The following is an 11,438-nucleotide window of genomic DNA, read 5'->3' on the forward strand; positions in this document are numbered from 1 at the left end:
CCAGTGCAAGGCCTACCCGCCTAGATTGAAGCCGTGAAGTCAGGTTGTCGGCGGGCAAACAGGGGATACCGCGTGATGAGCAGCTTCCTTTGGCGCTTGTGGCAACGGCACAAGAAAAACTCGCGGGATAACGCGGAGCCAGCTTCGGACGGGGCGAAATCTTCTTCCGAACAATTCGAAGGCAGGGATCGGCGACACCTGCTGCAAGCACTGTCCGTCCTCGCGACCGGCAGTGCGCTGACCGGAATATCACACCCGGCCGAAGCCAGAGATTCGAGTGATCTGCCGCCGCCAAGACGTGCGCTGACCGGCCGCGACGAGGCCGGCAAGTCGGTCCTGGCGTCTTTCGACGCGACGCCGAAGGTTGTCGAGATCGATGCAAATCCCGGACTGACTTTCTATGAACTGTATATGACCGAGGGCGTGCCGGAGCTCACCGGCCGCGAGCCAGATCCGATGCTGAAGGGAACGAAGGCTTTTCCGGGCCCCGGGGGCACGATGTTTCGTCTCATCTCCTATCCGCCGAAGCGCCCCGAAGGCTGGAAACCGCCGCCTGGCGTCACTTTCGAGAGCGGGCTCAGGGAAATGTCCGAGAAGATCCCCGGCATGGGAGACCATTTCGAGCGCGGCGCGCCGGGGATGCACACGTCGGACACCATCGACTACGGTGTCGTGGTTCGCGGCGAGATGACGCTGGAGCTGGACGACGGGCAGAAAGTCCATTTGCGTCAAGGCGACTGCATCGTACAGAACGGAACGCGCCATCGCTGGCGCAATCCGTTGCCCGAACCCTGCCTCATGGCGTTTATCTCGGTCGGCGGGAAGCGCGCCTGACACAGGAGCGTCGGGAGACCGCGGTGCCTGGGCTCGACTTCCAGGCAAAGCGGACGCGACGAATTGATCGTGACACGTTCCGACTAAACTTGGTCAGATCGCGTCGGCCCGCAGCAGCGTGTCCACCGTGATCGTGCCCCGCGCGCGGGAGACGCAGGCGCAGATCTTCTCATTGCTTTGCTTCTGATGGTCGCTGAAGAACACGTCGCGATGGTCGATCTCGCCGTCGACCGCGACCACGTCGATGGCGCAGAGGCCGCATTCGCCGCGCTTGCAGTCGTACATCACCTCGTGGCCGCTGGCGTTGAGCACGTCCAGCATCGAGCGCTCGCGCGGGATTTCGAGCTCGACGCCGGACCCCTTCAGGCGCACGCGAAACGTTTCGGTCGGCAGCGTGCCGCTGGAGCCGAAGGTCTCGTAGCGGAGATCGGGGAGCGGATGGCCGGCGCCGATCCAGGCATGGCGCGCGGCATCCAGCATCCGCATCGGGCCGCAGAACAGCGCCAGCGCGCCTTGCGGCAGTGAAGCAAACAGCGCGTCGAGATCGAGCCGCTTGCCCTCGTCGCTGGCATGCACGACGAGGCGGTCACCGAGCATCGCGGCGAGATCGTCGAGATAGGCGGCTTCACGGCGCGAACGCACGGCATAATGCAGCGTGACGTTTACCCCACGCCGCGCCAGCGCCTGCGCGGCACCGAGGATCGGGGTGATGCCGATGCCGCCGGCGATCAGGCAATAGTTTTCGCGAGCCCAATCGACCGCAAGCAGCGAGGCGGGTTGGGTGATGTCGAGCCGCGCGCCCGGCTGCAACGACCACATGTAGCGCGAGCCGCCGCGGGAATCATCAGCGCGGCGCACCGCAATGCGAAGGCCCTGAGAAGAAGCCTCGCCGACCAGCGAATAGGACCGCGTCTCCGGCAGGCCGTCGATGGTCACGCTGATATTGATGTGGCTGCCGACCGGATAGGCCGCACCGTCGAACTGATTGGGGCGGATCAGGAATTCGCGGATGCCGGGCGCGAGATCGCGCGTCGAGACCAGCGTTGCCGGGGTCCAGGTTTCGATGAAGCGCATGGTGCTTGCCTCAATCGGTTGCGGTCTTGATCAGCGCGAGCGCCGGCAGGAGGTCGAGATGGGTCCGGTTGCGCAGCGCGAGCCGTAAGTTGCGCACCGCAAGCCGCGCGTGCTCGCGCATGATGGCTTCGGCGCGCGCGCCTTCGCGGTTCTCGATGCCGTCGATCACGACGCGGTGGTGTTCCTGGCCGATGATCAGGATCTGCTGCGCCTCGGGGAGCGCCGACTGCGCCATCACGAAGCCGCTCGGGGATGCGAATGGCAGCGCCGAGGCGCGGTCGATCTGCCGGATCAGCGGCGGGCTGCGCGACAGTTCCGTGAGCTGGGCGTGGAAGCGTGCATTAAGCGTGACATAGGACGAGAAGGCCTCGATCGAGATCGGCACCTGGCGCAGCAGCTCGTCGATTGCGCCGAGGCATTCCTTGAGCGGCTCGAGCTCGCGCGCGGAGACGCCGCGTTCGGCGGCAAAGCGCGCAGCCAGCCCCTCCAGCGTGCCGCGCACCTCGATCGAATCGGAGATATCGCGCTCGGAAAACGCCTTCACCATGAAGCCGCCGGAGGGGATCCCCTCCAGGAGGCCTTCCTCCTCGAGCCGCACCAGCGCCATGCGCACCGGCGTGCGTGAGGCGCCTGTGGTCTCCACCGCCTGCAGCTCGGAGATGCGCTCGCCGGGACGTAAAGACCCCGACAGGATCTGGTCGCGCAGCGCGAGCTGCGCCTTCACGGTCTGCGACACGGAACGATCGACCTCACGTTCGGCCATGACCCGCTACTCCGCGGCCTGGAGATGTTGCGGCGGCGGATTTTCCCTCGCCACCATCCTGTCGATCAGCTTGCGCGACCACATCGCGCCGGCATCGATGTTGAGGTTGTAGAAGACGCGATCGGGATTCTCGTCCATGGCGCGCTGCTGCGCTTCCAGGATCAGCTCGTCCTCGCGGAAGATGCCGGAGACGCCCTCGCGGATCTCGGTGGTGATGCGCTGCTCGCCGAGCTGGTAGTTGCGCGCGAAGGCCCAGAAGTAATGGCAGGTCTTCTCGGTCTCCGGCGTGATGGTGTTGAGCACGAAGCCGTTGACGCCCTGCGAGCGATCGCCTTCGGGCGCGCCGGTACCGGTCGGCGCCACGCCGACGTCGATGGCGATGGTGCACGGTGCCTCGAAGCGGATGATCTGCCAGCGGTCGACGAGGCCGGGCTTGCCGAGCTGCTTGGCCCAGAACGGCGGCGGCTCGATGCCGCGCATCCAGCGCGTCACCGTCACCGTCTTCTCGCCATGGGTGACGTCGAACGGCGCTTCGGCCACCGCGTCGTTGCCGATGGAGGAGCCGTGCACAAAGGTCTCGTGGGTGAGGTCCATGAGATTGTCGAGCACGAGGCGGTAGTCGCAATTGACGCGGATGGTCTTGCCGTCGCCGGCCCAGGCCGGATCGTCGTTCCAGTGCATGTCGGGCACGAGCGCGGGATCGGCGAGCGCGGGATCGCCCATCCAGAGCCAGATGTAGCGGTGGCGCTCGACCACGGGATAGGCGCGCACGCAGGCGGACGGATTGATGGTCTCCTGCGAAGGCATGAAGGTGCAGCGGCCCTGCGCATTGTATTTCAGGCCGTGATAGCCGCAGACGACGGTGTCGCCCTCGAGCCGGCCCTTGGACAGCGGCACCAGGCGGTGCCAGCAGGCATCCTCCAGCGCGGCCACCGAGCCGTCGGCCTTCCGGTACATCACGATGTGCTTGCCGCAGATCGTCCGCGGCAGCAGCGCCGGCTTCACCTCGGCGTCCCAGGCCGCGGCGTACCAGGCGTTCATGGGGAAGGGTTTTGTCATCGGTCTCACTCCCACGGCTTATGTATGCGTTATGTATACAATATCGAAGGAATAGAAATGTTCAAGCGTGAAATGTGCTTACTAAAATACCTTTATGATCGATACTGTATACATGCCAGACAATTGGTTGTTTTCCGCGAAGGCGGGGATGACCGCATGCGTCTTACCCTCCCCTGGAGGGGGAGGGTCGCTTCGGATGGAGCAAAGCAGAATGCGGAGCGGGGTGATCTCTCCACACGGGCACTGCCCGAGAGGAGAGATCACCCCACCCCGCTCGCGCTGCGCGCGATCGACCCTCCCCCTCCAGGGGAGGGTAAGAGAGCGCCGGCCTCTTAGAACGCGTTACGTCCCGAACACCTTTGCCAGTCCCGCCTGCGCCTCGTCCTGAATCCGCTTCAGGTGCTCGGTGCTGCGGAAGCTTTCGGCGTAGATCTTGTAGACGTCCTCCGTCCCCGACGGCCGCGCGGCGAACCAGCCGAAATCGGTCTCGACCTTGATGCCGCCGAACGGCTGGCCGTTGCCGGGCGCCTTGCTCAGCGTCGAGCGAACCGGATCGCCGGCGAGATCCTTCAGACCGAGTTGCTCGGGCGTGACGGATTTGAGGATGTTCTTCTGCGGTGTCGTGGCGGCGACGTCGATGCGCGCGTAATGCGGCACGCCGAGCTCGGCGGTGAGGTCATTGAAGAGCTCGCTGGGATCGCGGCCGGTCTTCGCCATGATCTCTGCGGCGAGCAGGCCGAGAATGACGCCGTCCTTGTCGGTGGTCCACACCGTGCCGTCGCGCCTGAGGAACGAGGCCCCTGCACTCTCCTCGCCGCCGAAGCCGAAGCCGCCGCTGACGAGCCCGTCGACGAACCATTTGAAGCCGACCGGCGTCTCGACCAGCTTGCGGCCGAGCTTCTTGGCGACGCGGTCGATGATCGAGCTCGACACCACGGTCTTGCCGATCGCGGCATCCTTGCCCCAGTCCGGGCGGTGCGCGAACAGATAGGAGATCGCGGTCGCCAGATAATGGTTCGGATTCATCAGGCCGCCGGTGCGCGTGACGATGCCGTGGCGGTCGGCGTCGGTGTCGTTGGCGAAGGCGACGTCGAAGCGGTCGCGCATGCCGATCAGGCTCGCCATCGCGTAAGGCGAGGAGCAGTCCATGCGGATCTTGCCGTCCCAGTCCACCGTCATGAAACGGAAGGTCGGGTCGATCGCCTCGTTCACGACGGTGGCCTTGAGGCCATAGCGCTCGATGATCGGATGCCAGTAATGCACGGCGGCGCCGCCGAGCGGATCGATGCCGATCTTGATGCCGGCGGATTTGACGAGATCGAGATCGACGACACTGCCGAGATCGGCGACGTAGGGCGTGATAAAGTCGAAAGGATGCACGTTCGCGGCCTTGCGCGCCTTCGCATAGTCCATTCGCTTCACGCCCCTGAGGCCGTCGGCGAGGTAGGCATTGGCGCGCTTCTCGACCACGCCGGTCACGTCGGTATCGGCGGGGCCGCCATGCGGCGGATTGTACTTGTAGCCGCCGTCCTCGGGCGGATTGTGCGAAGGCGTGACGACGACGCCATCAGCCAGACCAGACGTGCGGCCCTTGTTGTAGGTCAGGATCGCGTGCGAGATGACCGGCGTCGGCGTGTAGCCGCCGTCCTTGTCGATCATGATGTCGACGCCGTTGGCGGCGAACACCTCGACCGCGCTCACCAGCGCCGGCTCGGCCAGCGCATGGGTATCGATGCCGATGAAGAGCGGGCCGGTCAGCCCCTTCTCCTTCCGGTAGTCACAAATCGCCTGCGTCGTCGCGAGGATATGGCCCTCGTTGAACGTGTTCTTGAACGAGGTGCCGCGATGGCCGGAGGTGCCGAACGCCACCCGCTGCGCGGGGTCCGCAACATCGGGCTTGCCCGCAAAATAGGCCGTCACCAGCCGCGGAATGTTGGTGAGCGCGTCCGGCGAGACCTGCTTGCCCGCCGCGGGATGAACATCAGCCACTGAATGATCCTCGTCTTGTCGTGAGTAAGGGCCACCATAGCATCGGCGGGGCCGGCGCCAAATGCACAACACGCGCGAGGGGGAAGGCGTTCCGTGGACGGCTGGCGAAGGTGCTGTAGCCCGCATGAGCGCAGCGACATGCGGGACCAGCCGTCCCGGATGTCGCTCCGCTCATCCGGGCTACGGGATCATGCTATGCTCGCCGCCACCGTCGCCTTCCGAATCGTCCCATGATCCCTTCGCGCAAGCTGATCCTGCTGATCGCCGGCCTCGTCGTGGCCGGTGCGCCGGCGCGGGCCGCGGAATTCTACACCGAGGATCTGCGCATTCCGATGGCGGAGGCGGGACCGCAGGGGCTGGAGGCGTTCCTGGTCCGCCCGGCGGGGACGAAGCGCTATCCGCTGGCGCTGCTCAGCCATGGCTCGCCGCGCAAGTTCGATGACCGCGCGACGATGTCCGCGCACAAATATTACGGCATCGCCCTCGAATATGCCCGGCGCGGCTTCGCTGCGCTGATCGTGATGCGGCGCGGCTACGGCACCTCGCCCGGCGGCCGCGTCGACAGCGTCGGCGGCTGCGCCAATGCCGCCTATCTGCCGGCAGCGGCGGTTGCGGTCGCCGATTTGCGCGCGGCGATCGACGCGATGGCACGGCGGACCGACGTCACGACATCAGGCATGATCGCGGCCGGCCATTCCGCCGGCGGGCTCGCCACCGTCGCGCTGACGGCGCAGGCACCAAGCGGCCTCGTCGCCGCGATCAGCTTTGCCGGCGGCCGCGGCTCGCGCGACGACGACGACGTCTGCAACGAGGATGGGCTGGTGCAGGCCTTCGCGACCTTCGGCAAGACGTCGCGCGTGCCGATGCTGTGGGTCTATGCCAGCAACGATTCGTATTTCGGTCCCGATCTCGCGCACCGGCTCTATGACGGGTTTCGCGGCAGTGGCGGCAACGCAAAATTCGTCGCAGCGCCGACTTACGGCGACGATGGACACTATCTCTATTCCGTGGCCGGCCGCCCGCAATGGACGCCCTATGTGGACGCGTTCCTGCGCGAGCGCGGGCTGAACCACGACATCCTGAGCCCGCCCGATCCGCTGCCGCCGCCGAACCAGCTCAACGAGGCCGCGCGCGCCGAGTTCGCGCGCTATCTCGCCAGCACGCTGCCGCACAAGGCGTTTGCGGTGTCGCCGAACGGCGGTTACGGCTGGCGTTCGGGGCGCACGACCACTGACGACGCCCAGCGCGATTCGCTCGCCGCCTGCATGAAATGGTCAACGACCTGCACGCTCTATGCGGTCAATGACCGATTGGCCGGACCTGCGCAGAAGCCAGCGACGGACCAGAGCGCCCGTGCGCGGTAGCGCTAGAGCCGTTCGCTGAGCGCGAGCTTGTAGCCGACGCCGGTGACGGTCGCAATGACGGGCGTGCCGCTGCCGACGAGCTTGCGACGCAGCCGCGCCACCAGCGCATCGACGGTGCGGATGTCGACCTCGGCCTGGCGGTTGCTGACGACCTCGATCAGATAGTCGCGGCTGAGCGGCCGGCCGTCGGCGCCGACGAGCGCGGCGAGCAGGTCGAATTCGGCGCGGGTCAACGCCACCGGCTTGCCGTCGGCGCCGAGCAGCTCGCGCCGCGTCAGGTCGATGATCCAGTCGCCGAAGGCGATCGAATTGTGGTTGCGCGCCGCCTTGCGGTCGATCGAGCGCCGCCGCAGCACGCTGCGTGCACGCGCGAGCAGGTCGCGCAGATTGATCGGCTTGGTGACGTAGTGGTCGCCGGCAATCTCGAGGCCGAGGATGCGATCGACGTCGGTGTCGCGGCGGGTCACGAAGATGATGCCCGCGTTGCTGGTCGCCTGGATCTCCTTGGCGAGCTCGAAGCCGTCGCCATCAGGCAGCTGCACGTCGAGGAAGACGAGATCGGTGCGCGAGCGCAGCGCCTGGCGGCACTCCGCAACGGAGCCGGCGCCGATCACGTCGAAATTGTTGTCGTTGAAATAGCCGACCAGCATCGTCCGCGTCACCGGATCATCCTCGACCACGATCAGCCGCTCGCGGCCTGCGGGACGTATCTCCTGACGTGCGGAATCAGCCACGATGTTGGATGTCCTGTGTGCGTGCGACCCGGCCTGAAAAGTCGCGCCGTCGCGCAACACATTGTCATGTGAACGAACATTCACAGCTGGTTCGAGCCCCCGAAATTGCCTGCCCAATACTAGGCGTATTGTGCTGCCCAAACAATATTGGTCACGGTCTCGCCGTATTAAGTATGAATTACCGCACACTTCTCATCCGGCGCACCATCAATCCGGCATGGTCCCCGCGAGTGCCGCGGCGCCGGCTCGCACCGCCGATCCCACGGCCGGCTCCGGGTTCGATTGCCGGTTAACGTAAAGACTGCCTTCGGCTTCGGGAAAGCCGGCCGCGCCTCTATGGTCCCCCTGCAGATGGACAACCGATGGAGCAGGTGTGATGCAGGGGCAGCCCCGGCCAGTTGCCGGTCGAACCGAGAAAGCCACAACGCCCTTCGGCCGTTCGCATAGCCTCGACTTCCTGCGCGGTCTTGCCATCGTCGGCGTGATGGCGATCCACGTCTCACAATCCTTTCCATCGAACATCCGCGTCGTCGACTTCGCCTTCATGTGCGGCTGGACCGGCGTCAACGTGTTCTACTTCGTCAGCGCCATGACGATGTGCCTGATGTGGACGCAGCGCACCGAAACCAACCCGACGCGCAAATTCTACATCCGCCGTGCCTTGCGCATCGCGCCGCTGTTCTGGCTCGCGATCCCGATCTATCTCGCCGTCAACGGCACCGGTCCAAGCAGCAACGCGCCCAACGGCATCGGGCCGCTCCAGGTGATCCTGACGGCAACGTTCCTGCACGGCTTCTGGCCGGACAGCGTCAACAGCGTCGTGCCGGGCGACTGGTCGATCGCCGCAGAGATGACGTTCTATCTCCTCTTCCCGCTCCTGATCACCGCGTTCGGCGCGCGACGCCACCTCTATCTCGTGCTGGCGATCGTGCTGCATCTCGTCAATGTCTGCCTGTTCAAGCCGTACGCCTTTGCGCTGTTCTCCGCCTATTACGGGCCGGGCCACGAAGCCTTCGTCTGGAACGCGCTGCATCTCAGCTTCCTGAACCAGCTTCCGGTCTTCCTCGTCGGTTGCGCGCTGTTCTTCGCGCTGCGCGACGGCTTCGCCAAATCGGACGCAGCGATCCTCGCCGCCTTCGTCGCACTGTCCTTCATCGCCGATCGCGCCACCGGCTCGCACGAGTTCAACTATCTGATAATCAACCTCGTGCTGGGCGCGCTGGTCGCCGGCTGCATTCGCCTGGCGATCCGCTGGTCGCCGATCGAGGCGCTCGGCCGCAACTCCTATTCGATGTACCTGTCGCATTTCGCGGTGATCTACGGCCTGCGCCAGATCTGGCCGCTCGCTGACGGGCTGGTCTCGCTGCTCGTCGCCTATGCCGTCACCGCCGCGCTCAGCTATCTCGTTGCGCGCGCGACCTGGCATCTGGTCGAAGAGCGCGCGCAGAATCTCGCGCACCGTCTGACGTCTGCGGGCGCCGGCAGCCCAGCCATGCGGCTTGACATCGCCGCCTCTGCGACGGCCACGCGCTGAACGCCCCTGCCTCCATCGTCGGGGGCCTGATGCGGCTTGCCTCGCTACCGGCTTCGACTCTACTGTGAAGGATATTCACGCTGGAGTAGGCGCCATGGAGGTCATACTGCTCGGCACCGGCGGCCCGCGCCCGGACCCGCGTCGGATGGCGACGACCACACTGATCAGGGTCGGCGATGAGAACATCCTGTTCGACGCCGGCCGTGGCGTCATGGTGCAGCTCAGCAAGGCCGGCGTGCCGCTCGGCGCCATCAACACGGTCTTCCTCACCCATCACCATTTCGACCACATCGGCGATCTCTACGATGTGATGCTGAATTCATGGATGCATGGTCGCAAGGACGATCTGCGCATCTATGGACCGCCGGATACCGAACGTCTCGTCAACACGCTGGTCACGCAGGTCTACGACAAGGACATCGCCTGGCGCGATCAGGGCGAACCGACCTTCGGCGGCTGGAAGCCGGTCGTCGCGACCGACATCATTCCCGGACCCGTCGTCGACACCGGCCGCTGGAAGATCAGCGCCGAGCTCGTCTCGCATGGCGACGGTCTCGACATCTCGCCGGCATTCCTGGCCCGCTGGATGTGTCTCGGCTACCGCTTCGAGGCGGAGGGCAAGGTCATTGCGATCTCCGGCGACACGGTCCCCTGCCCCGGTCTCGAGCGGCTGGCAGAGGGCGCGGACCTCCTCGTCCAGGTCTGCTTTCTCGCAACGCCCGAGATCAACAACGAGCACCTCCGCCGGCTGGCGAAGTACACGATCGCCTGCGGCGACACCGTCGGCAAAGTCGCGGCCAAGGCCGGCGTGAAGAAGCTCGCGCTGACCCATCACCGGCCCCGCACCGACGATGCCATGCTGAACGCTGTGCTCGCGGATGTACGACAAGACTATTCGGGTCCGGTCGTGCTCGGCGAGGACCTGACGCGGATCGAGGTCTGAAGACCGTCGATCTCAGGACGATGCAACCTCGATCCGGAACGACAAGCGCTCTTCCGCACCGGGCGCGATATGCATCAGGCCGGGCTTGTCGCTGAACTCGCCGTCGAAGCCGGCAGGACTGGCATGGCCGCGCCAGGGCTCGATGCAGAGGAACGGCGCGCCCGACGGTTTTGACCAGACGCCGAGCTCGCGAAAGCCGCGCCATGACATTGTGAGCCAGGGCCCGGTCGATGCGCCCCCGCCTGCGGCAAAGCGGACCGAGTTGCTCTCGATCCGGTCGAAGATGATGGCGTCGTCGACGAACAGGGATTCGGACAGGGGCAGCACCGTGCCTTTGACGGGCGTTGCTTCCGCTGCCGCACGCAGCAAACCGCCGTCGAGACGGCGGACGGGAGATGACTCGGCGTTCGCGAAGGTGAGCGCGTAGCTTTCCTTGGGCACACCGGGCTGGAGCGGCCAGTTGAAGGCGGGATGGCCGCCGAGCGAAGCCGGCAACGTCTCGCCGCCGGTGTTGGCAATCGTGAGTAAGAGGTCGAGACCGGCGTCGTCGATCGTATAAGTGGCCGTCAGGCGGAACGCGAACGGATAGAGCGCGCGCGTCGCCTCGCTGTCTTCGAGCACCAGCACGCAGCGGCTCGCGCCGCGCTCGGCCCACCGGAAGCGGCTGTCGCGCGCAAAGCCGTGCTGCGTCATCCGGTACGTCTTGCCCCGGTGCCGCAATTCGTCCTTGGCGAGACGCCCGACGATCGGAAACAACAGCGGCGCGTGGCGCGGCCAGGCCGGTTCGGCCTGCCAGACGAATTCGACGCCGGCGTCGCTCCTCAGCGAGGACATTTCGGCGCCTTGCGCCTTGACGGTCGCGGTCAGCCCGCCGCTGCGGATCGTGTGCGTGTCGTCGGTCATGACAATCTCCATGGCGGCAGCGAAGTTGACGGGCCGAAGCGCGGCAGGCTGATGCGACCGGATCATATCGCACCAGAGACGATTTCGCCCGCCCCAGGACGAGGCGGGCGAAGCTCAACTTCAAACGGCGTGCTTAAGCCTCCGAGGAGCGCCCGACGCTCTCGTAGGTGAAGCCGGCGGCCGCCATCTCTTCGGGGCGGTAGATGTTGCGGAGGTCGACGACGACGGGCTGCGCCATGGT

The 11,438-nt window shown here is 65.8% G+C and carries 10 protein-coding genes and 1 pseudogene; 4 read left to right on the forward strand and 7 right to left on the reverse strand.

Annotated features, from left to right (window positions below; genetic code table 11):
• The first annotated feature begins 75 nt into the window (after positions 1–75).
• Complete coding sequence (locus JQ603_RS36860) at positions 76–834, forward strand: cupin domain-containing protein (protein WP_245004107.1); 759 nt, start codon at positions 76–78, stop codon at positions 832–834.
• A 93-nt stretch (positions 835–927) separates the two neighbouring features.
• Here the strand turns inward: JQ603_RS36860 and JQ603_RS36865 are convergent, their stop codons facing one another.
• The 4 genes from JQ603_RS36865 to pgm form a co-directional block, all read right to left on the reverse strand.
• A complete protein-coding gene (locus tag JQ603_RS36865; protein WP_212348171.1) occupies positions 928–1,908 on the reverse strand; it encodes a PDR/VanB family oxidoreductase in 981 nt (326 codons plus the stop codon).
• 10 nt (positions 1,909–1,918) lie between these two features.
• Positions 1,919–2,671 (reverse strand): GntR family transcriptional regulator, encoded by a 753-nt coding sequence (locus JQ603_RS36870; protein ID WP_212348174.1) that lies wholly within the window; start codon positions 2,669–2,671, stop codon positions 1,919–1,921.
• 6 nt (positions 2,672–2,677) lie between these two features.
• Positions 2,678–3,730 (reverse strand): aromatic ring-hydroxylating dioxygenase subunit alpha, encoded by a 1,053-nt coding sequence (locus tag JQ603_RS36875; RefSeq protein WP_212348177.1) that lies wholly within the window; start codon positions 3,728–3,730, stop codon positions 2,678–2,680.
• Between the two features lie 342 nt (positions 3,731–4,072).
• Positions 4,073–5,719: a phosphoglucomutase (alpha-D-glucose-1,6-bisphosphate-dependent) gene (gene pgm / locus JQ603_RS36880; protein WP_212348181.1), complete on the reverse strand. Its 1,647-nt coding sequence runs from the start codon at positions 5,717–5,719 to the stop codon at positions 4,073–4,075.
• Positions 5,720–5,949: 230 nt separating this feature from the next.
• Between pgm and JQ603_RS36885 the strand changes: the two genes are divergently transcribed.
• Entirely contained in the window at positions 5,950–7,083 is a 1,134-nt protein-coding gene (locus JQ603_RS36885) for an alpha/beta hydrolase family protein (protein WP_212348184.1), read from the forward strand.
• A 2-nt stretch (positions 7,084–7,085) separates the two neighbouring features.
• Here the strand turns inward: JQ603_RS36885 and JQ603_RS36890 are convergent, their stop codons facing one another.
• Positions 7,086–7,901, reverse strand: coding sequence for a response regulator transcription factor (locus JQ603_RS36890; protein ID WP_212348187.1), 816 nt, complete (start codon positions 7,899–7,901; stop codon positions 7,086–7,088).
• Positions 7,902–8,193: 292 nt separating this feature from the next.
• On the opposite strand from JQ603_RS36890, the gene JQ603_RS36895 reads away from it, so the two are divergent.
• Together JQ603_RS36895 and JQ603_RS36900 are read left to right on the forward strand one after the other, a co-directional pair.
• Entirely contained in the window at positions 8,194–9,351 is a 1,158-nt protein-coding gene (locus JQ603_RS36895; protein WP_212348190.1) for an acyltransferase family protein, read from the forward strand.
• Between the two features lie 94 nt (positions 9,352–9,445).
• Positions 9,446–10,294: an MBL fold metallo-hydrolase gene (locus JQ603_RS36900; protein ID WP_212348193.1), complete on the forward strand. Its 849-nt coding sequence runs from the start codon at positions 9,446–9,448 to the stop codon at positions 10,292–10,294.
• A 12-nt stretch (positions 10,295–10,306) separates the two neighbouring features.
• Here JQ603_RS36900 and JQ603_RS36905 read toward each other — a convergent pair whose 3' ends face one another.
• Complete coding sequence (locus tag JQ603_RS36905; protein ID WP_212348196.1) at positions 10,307–11,197, reverse strand: aldose 1-epimerase family protein; 891 nt, start codon at positions 11,195–11,197, stop codon at positions 10,307–10,309.
• Between the two features lie 133 nt (positions 11,198–11,330).
• Positions 11,331–11,438 (reverse strand): annotated as a pseudogene (locus JQ603_RS38220) (UDP binding domain-containing protein); the annotation flags it as partial.

Source organism: Bradyrhizobium liaoningense (assembly GCF_018130825.1).
Classification (GTDB): Bacteria; Pseudomonadota; Alphaproteobacteria; order Rhizobiales; family Xanthobacteraceae; genus Bradyrhizobium; species Bradyrhizobium liaoningense_B.

What these genes read in the sequence shown, in the direction of transcription:
- JQ603_RS36875 (WP_212348177.1), bottom strand. Translation starts at nt 3,730, where the DNA reads ATGACAAAACCCTTCCCCATGAACGCCTGGTACGCCGCGGCCTGGGAC.
- JQ603_RS36885 (WP_212348184.1), top strand. Translation starts at nt 5,950, where the DNA reads ATGATCCCTTCGCGCAAGCTGATCCTGCTGATCGCCGGCCTCGTCGTG.
- JQ603_RS36895 (WP_212348190.1), top strand. Translation starts at nt 8,194, where the DNA reads ATGCAGGGGCAGCCCCGGCCAGTTGCCGGTCGAACCGAGAAAGCCACA.
- JQ603_RS36900 (WP_212348193.1), top strand. Translation starts at nt 9,446, where the DNA reads ATGGAGGTCATACTGCTCGGCACCGGCGGCCCGCGCCCGGACCCGCGT.
- JQ603_RS36865 (WP_212348171.1), bottom strand. Translation starts at nt 1,908, where the DNA reads ATGCGCTTCATCGAAACCTGGACCCCGGCAACGCTGGTCTCGACGCGC.
- JQ603_RS36860 (WP_245004107.1), top strand. Translation starts at nt 76, where the DNA reads ATGAGCAGCTTCCTTTGGCGCTTGTGGCAACGGCACAAGAAAAACTCG.
- JQ603_RS36905 (WP_212348196.1), bottom strand. Translation starts at nt 11,197, where the DNA reads ATGACCGACGACACGCACACGATCCGCAGCGGCGGGCTGACCGCGACC.
- JQ603_RS36870 (WP_212348174.1), bottom strand. Translation starts at nt 2,671, where the DNA reads ATGGCCGAACGTGAGGTCGATCGTTCCGTGTCGCAGACCGTGAAGGCG.